The sequence below is a fragment of the Sphingobacterium sp. UBA3519 genome, assembly GCF_002377215.1.
Taxonomy (GTDB): domain Bacteria; phylum Bacteroidota; class Bacteroidia; order Sphingobacteriales; family Sphingobacteriaceae; genus Sphingobacterium; species Sphingobacterium multivorum.
In genome coordinates this window covers 378,177-396,680 of sequence record NZ_DFPI01000024.1, presented here as the reverse complement: position 1 = coordinate 396,680, position 18,504 = coordinate 378,177, and the positions used below count along the sequence as shown (strand labels likewise).

Here is an 18,504-nt window from a genome sequence, read left to right as displayed (position 1 = left end):
TATGGCCAAGTTAATAAGCTTGATATTTGCGGTGTTTGCACTGTCGGTAGTACATGGACAGACTGTGGATACAATTCCTAAGAAACAGTTGGCACCCGTCAAAATAGATAGCATAAAGCAAAAATCGGTACAGGATACCGTAAAGAAGGAATCTCGGAAGGAACGTAAAAAACGGGAGAAGGAGGAGGCGAAGGCGAAAGAGAAGGTTGTGTTTAAAGATTCAACCCGTTTGGCTATCGAAGCAAAAAATAAACAAGCTTGGAAGCGCTCTTTAGTACTTCCAGGCTGGGGACAATATACAAATGGCGGCGTTTGGTGGATAAAAGTACCTGCAATCTATGGTGGCTTAATAACAACCGTACTTGTTTTCGATTTTAATAACCGTTATTATAAGGAATTACTGGGGGTATTACAAGACAAAGCTCTTGGTAAGCCGATTGATCCTTATTACATCGGAATCTCCGACCAATCTATCATCCGGGCAAAAGATAATGCGCGGCGAAATCGAGATCTCATGGTGCTACTTACGTTAGGTGTTTATGGCCTGAATGTCGCAGAAGCTTATATCGACTCGATGCTTAAATATCGCTGGAGTATCGGTGATGATAAACCCAAAAAAACGGCTTTCTTAATAGGACCTACTTTAATGGATGCTAGTCTCGCGTCGGGAACTTATTCGTTTAAACCTACGGTCGGACTTAAATTGACCATGAAATTCAATTAAAATCTCCTGTTTTAAAGGTTATATTTTGATTCCTTTTGTTTATTCATGAGTTTATTTCTTTATTAAGGGATTCATATAGCCCAAGCAAATTTAAGACAATAAGGACTGAACAGTTTTATTTTCATACGGGTTTATGGTTTTAAACATGGGTATTTCATTGAAATTTTTTAATTTTAAAAATAAACTATACTTTTTTCTAAATATATGAACATCATTCTCTTGGGATATGGCAAAATGGGGCAGATTATCGAAAGATACGCGCTGAAAAGAGGCCATCAAATTTTTTTAGTTGTCGATGAACATAATCGTCCTAACCTGACTGCTGATGATATTAAAGGTGCTGATGTCGCAATAGACTTTAGTGTACCTTCTGCAGCATTGGATAATATGAATCTTTGTCTTGAGGCAGGTGTACCTATTGTCGTCGGAACAACCGGTTGGTATGATCAACTGGAGGATGTTAAGGCGAAGTGTTTGGATGCTGATGGTTCTATTTTGTATGGCTCCAACTTCTCTATCGGAGTGAATGTATTCTTCCATATCAATAGAATGTTGGCGAAGGCATTGCAGCCTTATAAACAATATGATGTTCAGGTAGAGGAAATACACCACATTCACAAATTGGATGCACCAAGTGGTACAGCAATTACGATTGCAGAGGGGATATTGGATAATAGCGATGTGAAAACCAATTGGGTAAATACTGTTGTTGGTGAACAGGATGAGCTTATTCCAAAACCACAGGAACTTTTAATAGAAAGTCATCGAATTGAAGAGGTTCCGGGAACACATACGGTACTTTATAGTTCTGAGGTTGACCAAATAGAATTTAAACATACCGCACATAGCCGTGATGGATTTGCTTTAGGAGCTGTAGTTGCTGCTGAATGGTTGAATGGCAAAAAAGGTTTCTATCAGGTTACTGAAATTTTTGATTTTAATAAATAGTACTAATTAGTAGATTATGGGATTAATTATATTTGCGGTTTTAACAGCAATATCGGGATATGGTTTGTGGCAATTGTTTGTTAAAGCTGGCAGAAATGGCTGGGAAGCGATCGTGCCTTTTTATAGCCAGTATATTCAGGCAAAATTGACGGGAAGACCTACATGGTGGGTAATTTTATTGCTCGTGCCAATTGTCAATGTCTTTGTTTTCTATAATCTTTACCTTGATTTTATCCATTGTTTTGGAAAACGCCGGTTTTGGGAGAATGCTGCTGCTGTTTTAGTGCCTTTTATCGTTCTGCCCATGTGGGCAAAGGACAACAATGTGCGTTTTTTGAATGGTTTATATGCAAAGAATTTAAAGGCAGCTACTCAGGAAGGTATTGAACTGACCGAGGAGAAACGTGCCGAAATTGCACTTGAATCTTACAAAGATTATAAAATTAAATATCCGTACAAGAAATCCATGGTACGCGAATGGGCAGATGCCATTGTATTTGCAACTGTAGCAGCGTCACTTATTCGTGGTTTTCTGATCGAGGCTTATATGATTCCTACAGGATCGATGGAGCGTACCTTGTTGATCGGGGATTTCTTATTTGTAAGCAAGTTAAATTATGGACCACGGGTTCCTAACACACCGATTGCCTTTCCTTTTGCGCATCATACGATGCCCATCACTGGTGGGAAAGCATATTCTGAATTGATTGAACTACCCTATAAACGTTTGCCAGGATTTCAAAAGATTGAGCGTAATGATGTCGTTGTTTTCAATTTTCCTGCAGGTGACACTGTCGCGCTCGAGAACCAAAATGCAAGTTATTACGATCTTGTTCGGGCTTATGGCTGGCAGACTGTCAATTCCCAATTTACGATCCAGGCAAGACCTATTGATAAAAGGGAGAACTATATTAAACGCTGTGTCGGATTGCCGGGCGATAAAATTTTCATGAAGGATGCTAAACTCTTTGTGAACGATCAACCGGGTTTTGATCCTCCAGAAAGCCAATTGGACTATCTCGTCTTAACGGATGGTACCCCATTAAATATGGATAGATTACGGGAGTTGAGAATAGAAGCGGCTGGTGGAGATCAGCAGCCTGGTGTTTATCAGTTGTTCATGACAAAAGATGAATTAGCTATAGTAAAATCGTGGTCGAATGTCAAAGAAATCAGAAGAAATCCTGGTGGTGAAGGTGCTTATCCGTACGATCCACAATACAAATGGAATTTTGACAATTTTGGGCCGATTTTAATCCCGAAGAAAGGATGGACGGTGGCATTAAATGCACAGACTCTGCCCATTTATGAAAGAGCGATCCGCGTTTACGAAAACAATAAGTTAGAAAAACGTTCGGATGGGATCTATATCAATGATGTGAAAGTAGACCATTATACGTTTAAAATGGATTATTTTTGGATGATGGGTGATAATCGCCATAATTCCTTGGATTCAAGAGGTTGGGGATTTGTTCCCGAAGATCATGTTGTCGGAAAGGCTTTATTTACTTGGATGAGCTGGGATGAGATTGGTACAGGACTTTCGAAAATTCGCTGGAACCGTATCTTTAAAGGAATTCATTAGCAACTGCCATTTGAGCAATAACACCGCTATTTGGGGTGCAATAAAAAAGGGCTTTCGTTGTGAAAGCCCTTTTTTATGAATCTGTGTTTTCTCTCAGCAAGAGAAACCTTTGTGATCTCCTTTGGAGCTACTGGTGACAGCGAAATTACGAAGGTTTTAATGAATATTTTTGCAGTTTCTCAACCACAAGGGTGCTGCCTGATGAACGCTATTCCCTGAATGTTGCACTACTTCAAACAAGCGAGGTAACGTTTGATCGTTTCCTCTAACCCTAAGTATAGTGCATCGGATATAAGCGCATGGCCTATGCTTACTTCCAGCAGCTCAGGAATGTGCTGGTTGAAATATTGCAGGTTGTTGAGGTCCAGGTCATGGCCTGCATTTAGACCTAATCCAACTTCACGTGCTTTTAATGCAGCTTTGAAATAGGGTTTTATCGCAAGTTCTTTATCGAAGCCATACTCTGTAGCAAATCCTTCTGTATAGAGCTCAATGCGATCTGTTCCTGTTTCGGCCGCGGCCTCTACCATTTCTTCGACGGGATCAACAAAGATAGAAACACGTATACCTGCATCTTTGAACAATTTACACATATCTTGTAGATAGGCTTTGTTTTTAATGGTATCCCAGCCATGGTTAGAGGTTAATTGTCCTTCGGTATCGGGAACTAAGGTTACCTGTGCTGGTTTATTGGCCAATACAAGGTCAATAAACTTCTGTTCTTGGCAATTCCCTTCAATATTGAGTTCGGTCTGGATTTCTGCTTTTAGATCAAAAACATCCTGATATCGAATATGTCTTTCATCAGGTCGTGGATGCACAGTGATACCTTGAGCGCCAAAACGTTCACAGGCTAGTGCCGCAGATACTAGATTGGGGTTATTGCCACCTCTAGAATTTCTGAGCGTTGCGATTTTATTGATATTTACTGAAAGTCTAGTCATTTTCCTGTATGTTATGATGTAAAAATACAAATAATATCTATTTTTTTTTAACTTGCATATATGGATGGAATCGACTATAGCCTGTTTAGCGGCTTTCGCCTATTGGACGTTATTGATATCATATTGGTAGCGATTATTATCTACTATATCTATAGTTTGATTAGGGGGACCATTGCCGTTAATATCCTGATTGGCGTAGCACTGTTTTATGGCGTTTATATTGTCGTCAAACAGATGCATATGCGCTTGCTGACTGAGATATTTGGCGGTTTTATATCCGTAGGATCAATTGCTTTGATTGTTGTATTCCAGCAGGAAATCAGGCGGTTCTTACTACACGTGGGAAAGAATATATCCATGAAACGAAAAAAAGTTTTTTGGTCGTTTATCGGGAATAAAAAGGCAATACAAAAAGATTTGACGGAGGATCTAAAACCCGTTATTGAAGCCTGTAGAAGCATGTCGCGTACACGGACGGGAGCTCTATTAGTTTTCTCAAAGTATTTTGACGAGGAATATTATCAAAGCAGCGGTGAGTATATTGATGCCCATATCTCCAAGCGCTTGATTGAAAGTATCTTTCATAAAAATAGCCCATTACATGATGGTGCGGTGGTTATTGTTGATTTTAAGATTATGACAGCATCTTGTGTGCTACCATTGTCGGATAGTGAGGATTTACCGCTGCAATTCGGACTACGGCATCGCGCTGCAATTGGAGTGACGGAAATCTCGGATGCGATTGCCGTTATCGTCTCTGAAGAGACTGGTGAGATATCTTTTGCGAAGGATGGAAACGTCAATATGAACGTTTCACCAGAAGAACTTGAGCAATTGCTAAAAGACGAGTTATAAAATAAAAAGCTGAGCTATAAAAAAGGTTTTAAATGCCAATGCCCCCAAAAAGTTAGACACTTTCTGGGGGCATTTTTAGATAGAGATACCTATTTCTTTGCAGCGTTGATCACTTGTGTATTTAATTTGATGTATTCACCATTTTTATCTGCTGTGGCAACTTCAAGACCTTTGGTTGCTGTTTCTATCGCACCTTTTTTATCTCCAGCTTTTAATTGCGCTTTTGCTTTCCAATATAGGACGTGAGCGGCTTTGGGTTGAGCTTTAGCAGCTTCGTCAAACCAGCTTAGTGCTTTATTTAGATCTAAATTATTACTGAAGTAATATTGGGCTGCAGCAAAATAAGGTTTTTTCTCACCCTTCATAGCCTCGTCAATAGAAGCTAATATTTTAGCCTGTTGATTGACTTTGAGATCAACCTTTACAGACGTTTTTTCCCAAGCGAGACTCAATACAGCGCCTGTAGGTGTAACATTGTCAAAAGAAATGGTAAATGTCTCCACTGGATTTGCTAAGGTCTGTGGTTTAACATTGAAGCGTAAGGCATCTTCAGTTTGTTTATAGGTATAGGCACCCCATTGTTTTGTGTTTTTACTGATGATGATGGTCCACTCTGATTTGTTCGGGATTGTGAAAAGAGCGTAGGTTCCAGCAGAAAGCTTATGGCCATTCAACTCAACATCACCTTCAAAGGTTAATGTGGTATTGGTATTTGCTCCTGTACGCCATACTTCATTATAAGGAACAAGATCGCCAAAGATCTTACGACCGTTCATGCTAGGTCTGCTGTAATTAAGGGTTACGTTTTCAATACCCAATCCTTGTGTAACTGTCTGTGAGCTACTTGCTGCAGGTAGCTTTAGCTGAGCAAAAGATTCGTTGGCCGTAAACATCATTGTTGCGGCAATGGCAATTGCAAAAAGATTCTTTTTCATCTGTATCATTGTTTGTTTTGTTGTATGCTTAATATTTAATGGCTCTTACAGCATCTATCTCCTAAAAGTAGGAAGAATTTTAAGAAAAAAAGGCATCTNNAGATGCCTTTTTTTCTTAAAATATAAGATGGATTTACCTTAATTCGTTTTTCCCACTTTATGACCTGCTATAGAGAAATACATAATGTATAGATAGCCTGGTACCATCGCATATAGGAATGCATGTTGAAAATCAATATGCAAATGATCTTTTAACAGTCCATAGATCAAAGGCCATATTGCTCCACCAGCAATACCCATAATCATAATTGCTGATCCTGTTTTTGTGAATTTTCCCAGACCTTTAATTCCTAATGGGAAGATCGCTGGCCACATGAGGGAGTTTGCGATTCCTAATAAGGCAACAAATATAAATGATGTTGTGCCAGTTGTGAAAACAGAAATGACGGTGAATGTGATGCCAATGATTGTGCAAATGCGTAGGGCCATTTGTTGTGATACAAATCTTGGAATAGAGATAATACCGATAATGTAACCGATCAACATGCAAGATAGTGTAAATGCTGTTGCGTAGGTCGTAAAGAAGGGATCAACTTTCAGTTCGCGTGCATAGACGCCAATGATATCTCCCGCCATAACTTCGACCGCTACACAGAAGAAAATTGCCAAAGCGCCCAAGAACAAATGTGGATATTGAAATATCGATGTTTTCTTTGCCGCAACAGTTCCGCTTTCTACGCTGCTTTCTTCTTCTGCGTCCATATCGACCTCAGGCAAGTGAGTGAACTTTAAGAAAATTGCGAAGGCAACGAAAATAATTGCAAGCGAGATGTATGGCGTGTGTACGCGTTGAAGAAGATTATCTAAGATCGCATTTTTTTGGACCAGATCCGTTGTTGCTTCTAATTTTGCTGTTACTTTTTGAGCATCTTTTAAAAAGAGTGTTCCGAAAAGGATAGGTACAATGATACCAGCCGATTTATTGAAAAAACCAGCTATTGAAATTCGTTGTGCTGCGCTATCAATAGGACCAATAATACTTAAGTAAGGGTTAACTGCTGTTTGTAATAATGCCATTCCTGAACCTTGAATAAAGATTCCTGTTAAAAATAGACCATAGCTTCTGTTATCTGCCGCAGGAATAAAGATCAAGGACCCTAAACCTAATATAATAAGACTGACAACTAAACCATTTTGGAAACCAATTTTTTTGATGATGACTGAGCTTGGAAGTGCTAGGAAAAAATAAGCAATATAGGAAGCAAAGGTTACGAAGAAAGCTTGCAAATCTGTTTCGAGGTTACAAGCAATTTTTAAGAATGGAATTAAAGTTCCGTTTGCCCAGGTAATAAAACCGAGGATAAAAAATAAACCACAGCAGATGGCCATAGGGCGAAAAGCTGTTTTACCAACGTTAGGATTAGTGGTCATGTTTTGTTTTATTATATTTAGTTAAGTTATCGTTCGAGTAGTTAAGTTATCGTTCGAGGATTGGTAAATCAGTAGGAATAAGGAATGAACAAACGATTGCGCTCCATAATTACTGATTTTTAAGGTATCCATCCTACAAGACTACTTAAATTTCTTGAATATTGGAAATAAATAAAGGCATATTTTTGAGGGATTTTGATAATTAATTGACAAAAAAAAGGAGGATAAATTGTGAAATTTATCCTCCTTTGCTTATGAACGTTGTCGAATTTTAATTGGACCAAGTTGATAAATCGAGTTAGCAGGAGCCATACAGTCCTCGTTATTTTGGAACGATTGCTACTGTAAGTCTTGAGATACAATTTAATTTGTTGAAACGATCGTACATTTTTATTTCCCAAATATGTGTGGACCGACCAATGTGTATTGGACTACATTTCGCGGTGATTACACCGCTACTGACCGGGCGTATGTGATTGGCATTTACTTCAAGTCCCACACCGCGGTATTTGTCAGGGTCAACCACGAGATTGGATGCGATACTTCCCAAAGATTCCGCCAGAACGACAGAAGCACCGCCATGTAAAATGCCGTGCGGCTGTTTGACTTTATCTGTTACAGGCATGGTCGCCGTGATGGAGTTGTCATCTATTTCTGTTGCTTGAATTTCGAGCAGACCTGACAGATATTTATTGAAGAATACGTTAATTTCCTCAATGCTGTAATGCTGAAACCAAATTTTTGACATCGTCTGAGTTTAAATAACGTTCTTGGATAATAATGCGGTGATGATTGAGATGGCCCGCAATGACATACAAAAGCGCTTTTACACTTGTCAGCCGTTCAGATGCCATGCCCTTACGTTCTAGTTCCACATCGTTAAAACTATTGAAAAGCATCATGTTAGCTTTGCGAAGAAAGGTGAATTCTTTGCTTAAACTTTCTAATGTGCGGTCGTTGTAACGGGAATATTGAATGAGATAGTCTTGGTCATACCCGGCAAGCTCTTTAAGGTCATTACGTGAAAAACGCAATGCCCGGTAAGCCATGATACGCTCATTATCGATGACGTGGCCAACAACTTCTTTGATGGTCCACTTATCTTCGGCGTATTTAAAATTACCTCTTTCCTCAGGAATCGTGTCCAGAAATGCTGGAAAGGAGAGCGTTTGTTCTTCTAGTGCATCAAACACGTTATCGACGACAGTCTCTATATAAGGTGCGTAGACTGCTGGATATTCGTCAGATTTGAGTGGCTTCATATTTTAAATTGCTTTTTAAGATTATTCGAAATGTTGTTCCTTTACCTACTTCAGATTCTTTTACAAAAATTTGTCCCTGGTGGTACCGCACCATTCTTTTTGTCAGACTAAGGCCAAGCCCCCAACCTCTTTTCCGTGTTGTGAAACCCGGCTGGAAAACAGATTCAAAATTAGATCTCGGAATTCCTTTGCCCGTATCACTAATGTCTATAAAAATTTCTTCTTTCGCAATATTTTCTGAAATATTAACAGTTATCTTTCCTTCTGTGCCAATGGCATTTACTCCGTTTTTCAATAAATTTTCGATAATCCAATCAAAGAGTGGAATATTGAGTTGTGCTTCAAGATGTGTGTCGCCTTTTAATTCGAAAGCAATTTTATTACTGGTTCGTATGCGAAAATAATCCATATAATTTTTGATGACATCATAGAGGTTATGGTTGGTCAGTACGGGAGTAGATCCTATTTTGGAGAAGCGGTCAGCGACGATTTCAAGTCGTTTAATGTCATTTTCCATTTCATTTAGCGTGTCATCTTCTTCGGCATCAAATTTTATGCGAATCAATTCTAACCAGCCCATCAGTGACGAAATAGGGGTGCCCAACTGATGTGCTGCTTCTTTGGTTAGTCCGACCCAAACAAGATTTTGTTCAGATTTTCGGATGGAGTTGAAAACCGTATAGGCAATAATGAGAAAGAGGGCAATCAATGATAATTGTACATAAGGAAACACCCTTAACTGTTGCAAAAACCAAGAATCCTTATAATAAACATGCCATTTTTGACCATTTTCCAATTCCAATGTAATCGGAGGATGGCTCTTCTTCATAAACGCGAGCTGCTTTTGAAAATATGCCGGATCATAATCGAGATGTTTTGTAACACTGTCGTTGTGTCCGGGTTTAATATTTGTCTTTGTGGAATCGAGGTTACGCCAGAAAATAATGTCTTCCTTATCGTCAGTAATAATTGCTGGTAAATTTAGGCTGTCTCTTACGGCGTAAATAAATGTAATGAATTCATCATCAACGTCGGGCATGGTCATGATATTTTTGGTACTCATAGCCCATACCTCAGCCTTTGAACGTTCGGCATGCGCAAGATTTCGAACGAGGTAGTTGGTATAAACCAAAGAGGCGACAGCAATGACTGCTGCAAAGATAAGCAAGATAAATTTCCAGCGTTGTTGGCTAATCTGATAGGGTTTCATGATTACGTATTCGTGTCCTTCATTTGCAAATTACTGAATAAATGTCTGTTTTCTGCACTTTTATTTCATTGAAGAAGTTAACGTACCATCCAAATCAAAAATTTTGTGGTAATTTTGCGGCATGAGTTCAGAAAGAAAAGTAAGAGTGCGTTTTGCACCGAGCCCGACAGGTGGTCTTCACCTTGGTGGGGTACGTACAGCTTTGTTTAATTTTCTCTATGCGCGTCAGCATCAGGGAGATTTTATTTTACGTGTCGAGGATACGGACCAAACTCGTTTTGTCCCAGGTGCTGAGGAGTATATCAACGAATGTTTAGCATGGTGTGGTCTGTCTCCAGATGAAAGCCCGTTAAAAGGGGGCGAGTACGGACCTTACCGTCAAAGTGAGCGAAAACCATCTTACCGGAAATATGCTGAGCAGTTGATCGAGAATGGTTATGCTTATTATGCATTTGATACTGCAGAGGAATTGGATGAGCAACGTAAGTTGCAGCCTAATTTTCGCTATAGCCACGAAAATAGACTTCAATTGCGTAATTCATTGAGTCTGTCTGAGACTGAAACTCAACAATTATTGGATGCGGGGACTCCGCATACCATTCGTATAAAGATTCCTACCGATGAAACGGTAACATTCACGGATATGATCCGTGGAAAGGTTGCTTTTGATACAAATCTTGTCGATGACAAGGTGTTGCTTAAAGCAGATGGCATGCCGACTTATCATCTGGCAGTTGTTGTCGATGATAAAGCTATGGAAATATCGCATGTTTTCCGTGGTGAAGAGTGGTTGCCTTCGGCGCCTATCCATATTTTATTGTGGGAATACCTCGGCTGGGGTGATAGCATGCCAGGTTGGGCACACCTTCCATTAATTCTGAAACCAGATGGAAATGGTAAATTAAGTAAGCGTGATGGCGATCGCTTGGGCTTCCCTGTTTATGCAATGAACTGGACTGATGCGAAATCTGGTGATACAACAAAAGGATTCCGTGAGATGGGCTTCTTGCCAGAAGCTTTTGTCAATATGCTTGGGGTGTTGGGCTGGAATGATGGAACTGAACAGGAGATTTTCTCCTTAGATGAATTGATCCAGAAATTTGGTGTTGACCGTATCAGTAAAGCTGGGGCAAAATTTGATTTTGAAAAAGCAAAATGGTTCAACCATGAATGGATTAAACGCACATCGACAGAATCTCTGTTGCCACAGATCAATACAGTTTTGGAGCATCATCAAGTAGAAGCCGATGCCGCTTATGTGAGCCGAGTATTGGATGCCGTGAAAGAACGTTTAACCTTTGTTGAAGACTTTTGGACTCAGGCGTCCTTCTTCTTTTCGCAGCCTGCGGAATATGATTTGAGCGCGGTAAAACCTAAATGGTCTGCTGAGAAAACAGCATTTTTTGAGCATATTAACCAATCATTTGAAGGATTTAATACCTGGAAGGCTGCTGAATTGGAACCCTTCTTCAAAGATGCGATTCAGGCATCAGGGATGAAGATGGGTGAGCTTATGATGCCATTCCGGATTATGCTGGTAGGGGGTAAGTTTGGACCAGATGTATTTCAGATTGTTGAATTACTTGGTCAACAAGAGGTCATAGCGCGTGTGAAAAAAGCACTTAAAGAATTCGATGCTTAAATAGCTTTAAGTACGAGATACTGAAAAGGGGTTGTCTGCATTGCTATGCAAACAGCCCCTTTTTTCTGAAAGAGGTTGTTTATTGATTGCTGTTGTTTTTATCAAGTCATCAATGCGCGATTAAGTCATCAATGCGCGCCCGATACGCGGTTGATTAGCCAAAAAGAATCTTCCGTTCGGGTTCTTAACTGTTGTTGCTCGCGAAATCATGGAGCTTGTCTATAGGGGGGAGTGGCCTCATTTACAAGTATGGTATCCTTAGGCGCATGAAAAGTGTTTTGGCTGGGCCGAATAAAAATATTAGCCCCGTTATTAGTATTCCTAGTATCCCTAGATAAGTAAATATCTCCATGTTACTGATTAACGTTGCTTGCTGACTTAGGGTTCCCAAAATACTTTTGCTGGCAATACGGCTTGCTATCTGATCGCCATATATTCCGGCATATTTCTCCATTAATGTATCCCAATAGTTTATTGTTAAGGTATTGCTTGTATTCAATGTTTGTTCGAGTTGAATATAATGTTTTTGATTTAGTACATAACTGACGTTTTGGATAAGAGCAAATCCGACATTCGTACTCCAGAACCGAGCTGTTGTGCCCATAAGACCTGCATTGCCAACGTGATGGGATTCGACACCAGTCAAGATATAGATAACAAGCGGTGTAAAGAGCCATCCCTGACCTATTCCTTGAATAAACAAAGGAAGACCGATTGCCCAAATTGTGGTGTCAGGGTAAAATGTGGGTACAAATAGAAAACATGAGGTCGCCAAAATCAAAAAGCCGAAACCAAAGATATATTTAGGAGATACATCGCGCAGGAGTAAAAAACCTGAACTACCGACACCCAGTATTGTGCCAAACACGTTGATGTACTGTACATCAATAATATAATGCCAGGGCCACTTCCAAACTGTAGCCATTACAGTATAAACATTATTGAGGCAGCTACGAATAATATAAAACAGAAAAAACAGGGTAACACCAAAGATCACATTTTTGTATCTCAAGATCTCAAAATGAAAAAGGGGTCTTTTGACCGTCTTTTGTTTAATCATAAAGAGTGCGCCGAAAATAAGGGAAAGGGCGAAGTTTATGGTGATATTGGCGTGTTCAAACCAATAGTATTTGCGACCATAAATTAAGACATAAGCTCCACAGCTCAATGATATCAATAAAAACAAGCAACTTGCCAGATCTAATTGATAGAGGGGGAATTTTTTACCCAAGCGATTATTGTTAAGTAACAGCAAAGCTATTGCAATCACAATCAAATGCCAATAGAGGACGACGTGGATCATATCTTGCCATCCGTAATCCATAATACTTTCTTTGAGTAAGGAGGTCGTTAAAGTTGATCCCGTAAGCATAAAGGTGTACAGGAAAAAATAAGCAATCGTACGGCTTTTGGCATGCCTAATTTGCATCATAAGCAAGGGAAGAAAGCAAGCTCCTTCCAATACACAGAAAATACCTTCTACCACGCGCAGAATGCCAATAAGAAATGGATCTCTTGTCAGCGAAATGCCTAGTAGGATCAAAATGGAAAGACTGCAGGTCAAAAGAATATATGTTCTTACTCTGAAGAAGGAAAATAGCCGCTGAAATAGAAGTAAAGCAACGACAATGGCGCCATACATCAGGGATAGAAAATACTGAATATCCTCGGCTTCAATGTCCAGTACCGAAGCGGTAAATGCCGTATTGGAATGGAAGAGAGACATTAACATGAGATGTGGGAACATCGCTAATATCATTAACGGAAGTTTTATCCATTCGGGCACCCAACTATAGTATAAAGATTTATTCATACGCATGATGATTAGGATTGATGGGTAGCATGGATAACCACATTCATACCGGCACGCAATTTCTTAAGATCCTGTTTTGGATCAAATACAATTTTAATAGGAATCCGTTGTTCAATCTTTACGAAATTTCCGGTTGCATTGTCTTGAGGTATCACGGAAAATTTGGAACCTGATGCTGGGGAAAAAGAGTGAATTTTTCCTTTAAAACTAAGTTTGGGAAAGGCATCAACCTGTATCGTGACTACAGTACCTTCTGAAAGGTTTTCGAGTTGAGTCTCTCTAAAATTAGCGTTGATCCATTTTTCCTCGCTAATGACGTTGGCTAGTGTCTGGCCTTCCTTTACAAATTGTCCTGGTTGGATCGTTCGTTTGCCAACAAAGCCATCGTAGGGAGCGGTTACTACGGTATAGGAGAGAAAAAGCTGTGCATTTGTTTTCGCAGCCTTTTTGATATTGATATTAGCTCTTGCCGGCAATTCGTTTGCTTTTTCTTTGCTGCTGTTCAGTTGAGCTGAATTATATTCTTCCGTAATGGCGTGCAATTGCGCCAATGCGATATCGTATGCTGCTTTGGCATTATCGTACTGCTGTCTGGTGGCAGCCTCAGCTTCAAATAAATTCTTGAACCGATTGTAATCCTGTTGGGTCTGCCATACACTTACTTTTGCAGCCTCTAATCTTGCCTTTTGAACCGAAATACTATTAGCTGCCGCATCGGCTGTTTTGCTGAGAACCTCGGCATTTCTCTCACTACTTTGGAGTTCGGCATTCGCCATATCCACCTTGGTTTGATACTCGCTCGCGTCTATAATAAGCAGCGTGTCGCCTCGATGAACATATTGATTTTCCTCAAATCGTACCTCTTTAATAAAACCAGCGATTCTACTGGCAATGGGTGTAACATATTGATCAATTTGAGCGTCATTTGTCGTGACATACTGATTAGTAAAAATGAGGTGTCTGACTAAGACGCCAATACCGGTCAATAATAATAGGCTGGCAAATATGACGAGCACTTTATTAAATCCCTTTGTTTTGTCTTTTTTATCTTCTTTATTCATTGTTGTTTAATTGCGCGTTTTTCAATTGTTTGCTTTGCCTGTGCTTATTCCTTTGTATGTGCTTGACGTATCCTTTACCTTAAAATCATCAAAGCTTCCAGCTCAAAAAGTCTCGGAGCCATTCATCCAGTTCAGCTATGCTGTACTCGAAGTAGCAATTTTTCTGGTTTTGTATTTGACTTAAACAGGAGTACTCGGAATACGAGCAAATTTCCTCTGAGCACATGAGCATATGGCTGTACAAAGATACTGTGAGATAGAAACGTTTTGTTTTGTATAGTCGGACGAATATATGTTCATTTGCGCCATGTTGTAGGAAAAGTGTAATTTTAAGTTATGGAAGAGGAAAAACTGGCAGCTATTGATGCTGATCAATATGATTTTTATGTAGACCACATGTATGTCGATCGTATCGATTCTCGGGAGTATAAACATAAAAAGGCACGGTTGCTCTATGCCGAAGGTGGAATTGTTCATGTGTTTACAGCAACAAAGCACTGGTACTTACCGGCAAGATTTTACATGTGGATTCCGGCAAATACAACCTATCATCTGGAAAGCACAAGCTCCCGTATCCCGCTATATAGTTTTTATTTCAAAGAGCGGCAGCAGATGCCGTCCGTACTTTCAGTACCGAATATATTTCTTAGCAATGATCTGGTGCGTGAAATGTTTTTATTTGCTCAGGATTGGAGCGGAGGGGTCAGTAAAACGACCGATTATTCAAAATACTGTCTCTTGCGCGCGATGATGGCTATCATTCCGGATACAAGTTCACCAATAGATGCTTTCCCGATGCAGCATCCCTATCCTAAAAGTGAGAAACTCAGGAGTGTGGCTAGATATCTGAACAGCAACATTGATCAGGCCTTTACCATAGAACAGATTGCGGCTCGCTTTGGAATGAGTAGCCGCTCGTTGTCCAGACTTTTTAAAGACGATATGGGCATCAGTTATATTCGGTTTTTAAGAGCCATACGAATTGCAAAAGCTTTGGAGCTGATGTCAGAGAATAGCTATTCCATTCTAGAAATAGCCATGCGCGTGGGATACAACGAGCTGTCTTCTTTTAGTAATATTTTTACGCGTGTAACGGGTATCCGTCCATCGATATATATGGCGAAGATTAATGAATATAAACAGTAATATTTTATTTAGGCCAAAAGTTCCTGCAGATCTTCCTGAGATAGTGACTTGATAAAGCTTTCTTCTGTCGTGATCAGGCTTTGTGCAATCGATTTCTTTTTATTCTGTAAAGCCAGTATCTTTTCTTCGACGGTATCTTTACTGATAAATTTATAGATAAATACATTGCGCGTTTGACCGATGCGGTGTGAACGGTCTACGGCCTGTTGTTCCACAGCTGGATTCCACCACGGATCCAGAATAAAAACATAGTCCGCTTCAATCAGATTGAGTCCCACCCCACCTGCTTTTATCGATATAAGAAATAACTTAGTATCGTTGTTTTTACGAAATTGGCTAACGGCTTCATCCCGGTTCTTTGTGCCGCCATCTAGGTAGGCATAATTTATTCCTTTATTATCGAAATACTGACGGAAGATATTGAGCTGTTTTACGAACTGGGAGAAAATCAGTACTTTGTTGCCCCTTTGCATTACCATCTCAAGCGTTTCAATGACAGCGTCGAACTTGCCGGAAGCACCCGAGAACTTCTCATCCACCATTCGGGGATGATTGGCTAATTGTCGGAGCTTTGTCAAGCCCTGCAACAGCGCAATTTGGGTAGATTTTGGCTTGCTGTCCAATTGTCCGTCAAGAATGGCATTGCGATATTCAGATTTGACTTTTTCGTACAACTCGGATTGTTTTTCAGTCATTTCACAATAAAGTACCTGTTCAGTTTTTGGCGGTAATTCTGTTGCCACCTGATCTTTTGTACGTCTTAATATAAAAGGTTTGACAATCGCTTGAAGACGCTGCGCCTTTTCTTCATCTTTTTTCTTTTCTATGGGCTGTACAAATTCCTTCTGAAAATAGGTATAGCTTCCTAGTAATCCTGGATTGGTGAAGTGCATCTGTGCCCAAAGATCCGAAACGGAATTTTCTACAGGAGTTCCACTCAAGGCCAATTTGTTTTTGCTTTTTAGGCTTTTGATGGCTTTAAACGATTTGGAAGTTGGGTTTTTGATATTCTGGCTCTCATCGAGGATAATGTAATTAAAATAAAAGCCACTCAAGGTTTCTTCATCAATGCGGGCAATCCCGTAGGTAGTAATGACCAAATCATATTTAGCGAAAAGCGAGGCATCTTTAATGCGGTTGTTTCCGGTATGAAGGTGAATATTAAGCTGTGGCGCAAATTGCTGTGCTTCTTTTTGCCAGTTGTATACCAATGATGTTGGCAAGACCAAAAGTGAGGTACGGACATCCTGTTCGTCTTGGAGTTGTTCTTTTTGCTGTTGCAATAACGCTAAAGTCTGTATGGTTTTACCTAAACCCATATCATCTGCAAGACAGCCGCCAAATTTATACTGCTTCAAAAAATTAAACCAATTGTATCCTGCTTTTTGGTATGGGCGAAGATTTCCCTTGAAATGTTTTGGTTCGGGAATATCAGCAATCTCTTCAAAGTTGGCTAGATTCTGTAGTTTTCGTGTAAATACCAGTTTTGTATGCTCACTAATTTCAAAGAGTAGACCAATATGTACCTTATTTAGTTTGAGCTCATGTCGGTCTGCAGAAAATTGGAAGAGATGGTTGTATTTTGCAAACCATTCTTCCGGAATCATGGCAATTTCTCCATTTGGTAAGGTGAATTCCTTAATATTATTAAGGATATGGTTGCGCAGCTGAATAAATGGAATCTCATAGGGCCCAAATTTTGCGATAGCACTTATATCAAACCAATCATTGTCTTCATCAATGGAGATATCTAAGGAGGTGTGCCCTATGAAGAAGCGTTTTTCTTCACTATTTTGTATAATGTGGAATCCAAGAGCCTCCAGTTGTTCTTGATGGTTGTTCATCCAGTCAAATACTGAAAGCCGTTTTCCAGTTTGGTTTGCTGGCGTTAATAAGCCGAGTTGGAGATCAACATCCTGTAGTCCCAATTTTTTTAAGCTTTCATGTTGTTGTTCTTCCCATTGCAACGATCGTTTGACACGGTGGAATATATATTGATCATCTTGCGCATTATATTCCATGCGAACAGTAACCTTATTCTCGGCTCCCGCGGTAAAGGTATGCGGTCCGTACTTGAATTGCAGTTGTAATTGCGAGGCTCCATCCTCGACATAAATCAAATGGAGGAGTGGAATTGCTTGGTGCTGGTGGGTCTGAATTTCAAATCCTTCGGCATAGACATGATAACGTTCAATCAGTCCACATACAAAGGTTTCGAAATATTTTTTTTCAGTGCTTCTACCGACAGAAATGTAACGTTTATTCAGGAAAGGGCTGAGCTTCTTGCCCTCAAGGGCCTGATCGAAATAATATAGGGTATTGTTTAAAAGTAACCATGCTTGTACATTGGTCAAGACAATGGCATTTTTGAACATAAACTCCAGACGCTGATTTTCGTATTTGATTGTCGGGAAATAACGTGTTTCTTCTTCGTTTCGTCGAAAATGAAATAGAATCGATGCCGCAGAGGTTGCCAATTTAATTTCTTGATCTGCTGGATAACCATCTTTGCTCATCATGAAAAGTGGTTTGTCTCCAATAGCTTCAAAAAATTGGATCATTTTTTCATCTATTTTAGGCCGAAGAAGTTCATACAACTTTTTATCGAAAACTTTGGAAAAGAAATCGACAGGTCTAATTGCTTTTTTATAGTATTTTTTGATGAGATGCGTTTGTTCGATTTCATCGAGCAATCGAATCAGTTTGTAATCTACTTCATCCAATTCCGCGGCGTAAGCATCGACAGTATTGCTAAATATACGCTGATAACGTAGTGAGTAAGTCCCGTTGGGATTGAGTTTGACCATGTGTGGCTCAATAAGATAGCCAAGATAGGGATGCTCACATATAGAATAAACGATTTTATATACTGGAAATGACTTTGACTGTTGCATTAAAAATAGCGGACCTTATAAATAAAGGTTTCTAATATACAATAAAATATACCA

At 39.7% G+C, this 18,504-nt stretch carries 15 protein-coding genes; 6 read left to right on the top strand and 9 right to left on the bottom strand.

Annotated elements, in window-relative coordinates; genetic code table 11:
• The first annotated feature begins 1 nt into the window (after nt 1).
• From B3297_RS14205 to lepB, 3 genes are all read left to right on the top strand, one after another.
• Entirely contained in the window at nt 2–724 is a 723-nt protein-coding gene (locus B3297_RS14205) for a DUF5683 domain-containing protein (RefSeq protein ID WP_201640035.1), read from the top strand.
• 204 nt (nt 725–928) lie between these two features.
• Nucleotides 929–1,672 (top strand): 4-hydroxy-tetrahydrodipicolinate reductase, encoded by a 744-nt coding sequence (gene dapB / locus B3297_RS14200; RefSeq protein WP_070561291.1) that lies wholly within the window; start codon nt 929–931, stop codon nt 1,670–1,672.
• Nucleotides 1,673–1,688: 16 nt separating this feature from the next.
• A complete protein-coding gene (gene lepB, locus B3297_RS14195; protein ID WP_112375039.1) occupies nt 1,689–3,257 on the top strand; it encodes a signal peptidase I in 1,569 nt (522 codons plus the stop codon).
• A gap of 227 nt (nt 3,258–3,484) precedes the next feature.
• Here lepB and B3297_RS14190 read toward each other — a convergent pair whose 3' ends face one another.
• Nucleotides 3,485–4,201, bottom strand: a complete 717-nt coding sequence (locus tag B3297_RS14190; protein WP_046672649.1) for a pyridoxine 5'-phosphate synthase — start codon at nt 4,199–4,201, stop codon at nt 3,485–3,487.
• A gap of 60 nt (nt 4,202–4,261) precedes the next feature.
• On the opposite strand from B3297_RS14190, the gene cdaA reads away from it, so the two are divergent.
• A complete protein-coding gene (cdaA, locus tag B3297_RS14185) occupies nt 4,262–5,056 on the top strand; it encodes a diadenylate cyclase CdaA (RefSeq protein WP_046672648.1) in 795 nt (264 codons plus the stop codon).
• 89 nt (nt 5,057–5,145) lie between these two features.
• On the opposite strand, the gene B3297_RS14180 is transcribed toward cdaA, so the two are convergent.
• The 5 genes from B3297_RS14180 to B3297_RS14160 form a co-directional block, all read right to left on the bottom strand.
• The gene (locus B3297_RS14180; protein WP_070561502.1) at nt 5,146–5,991 is read right to left on the bottom strand and encodes a DUF2911 domain-containing protein; all 846 of its coding nucleotides are present in this window, start codon (nt 5,989–5,991) and stop codon (nt 5,146–5,148) included.
• Nucleotides 5,992–6,129: 138 nt separating this feature from the next.
• Nucleotides 6,130–7,422 (bottom strand): sugar MFS transporter, encoded by a 1,293-nt coding sequence (locus B3297_RS14175; RefSeq protein WP_204990867.1) that lies wholly within the window; start codon nt 7,420–7,422, stop codon nt 6,130–6,132.
• Nucleotides 7,423–7,744: 322 nt separating this feature from the next.
• Nucleotides 7,745–8,170: a hotdog fold thioesterase gene (locus B3297_RS14170; protein ID WP_112375037.1), complete on the bottom strand. Its 426-nt coding sequence runs from the start codon at nt 8,168–8,170 to the stop codon at nt 7,745–7,747.
• Nucleotides 8,136–8,684 (bottom strand): DinB family protein, encoded by a 549-nt coding sequence (locus B3297_RS14165; RefSeq protein ID WP_046673623.1) that lies wholly within the window; start codon nt 8,682–8,684, stop codon nt 8,136–8,138. The genes B3297_RS14170 and B3297_RS14165 overlap by 35 nt, the downstream gene beginning before the upstream one ends.
• Entirely contained in the window at nt 8,665–9,894 is a 1,230-nt protein-coding gene (locus B3297_RS14160; protein ID WP_070561286.1) for a sensor histidine kinase, read from the bottom strand. The genes B3297_RS14165 and B3297_RS14160 overlap by 20 nt, the downstream gene beginning before the upstream one ends.
• Nucleotides 9,895–10,015: 121 nt before the next feature.
• Between B3297_RS14160 and gltX the strand changes: the two genes are divergently transcribed.
• Nucleotides 10,016–11,536, top strand: coding sequence for a glutamate--tRNA ligase (gene gltX, locus B3297_RS14155; protein WP_201640038.1), 1,521 nt, complete (start codon nt 10,016–10,018; stop codon nt 11,534–11,536).
• Between the two features lie 241 nt (nt 11,537–11,777).
• Here gltX and B3297_RS14150 read toward each other — a convergent pair whose 3' ends face one another.
• Both B3297_RS14150 and B3297_RS14145 read right to left on the bottom strand, forming a co-directional pair.
• Complete coding sequence (locus B3297_RS14150) at nt 11,778–13,349, bottom strand: MFS transporter (RefSeq protein WP_172462417.1); 1,572 nt, start codon at nt 13,347–13,349, stop codon at nt 11,778–11,780.
• A gap of 11 nt (nt 13,350–13,360) precedes the next feature.
• Nucleotides 13,361–14,410: an HlyD family secretion protein gene (locus B3297_RS14145; protein ID WP_070561283.1), complete on the bottom strand. Its 1,050-nt coding sequence runs from the start codon at nt 14,408–14,410 to the stop codon at nt 13,361–13,363.
• Between the two features lie 336 nt (nt 14,411–14,746).
• Here B3297_RS14145 and B3297_RS14140 point away from each other — a divergent pair, with 336 nt between their 5' ends.
• Nucleotides 14,747–15,556, top strand: a complete 810-nt coding sequence (locus B3297_RS14140; RefSeq protein ID WP_070561282.1) for a helix-turn-helix domain-containing protein — start codon at nt 14,747–14,749, stop codon at nt 15,554–15,556.
• Nucleotides 15,557–15,564: 8 nt separating this feature from the next.
• On the opposite strand, the gene B3297_RS14135 is transcribed toward B3297_RS14140, so the two are convergent.
• Nucleotides 15,565–18,450 (bottom strand): DEAD/DEAH box helicase, encoded by a 2,886-nt coding sequence (locus B3297_RS14135; protein ID WP_112375035.1) that lies wholly within the window; start codon nt 18,448–18,450, stop codon nt 15,565–15,567.
• Between the last annotated feature and the right edge of the window lie 54 nt (nt 18,451–18,504).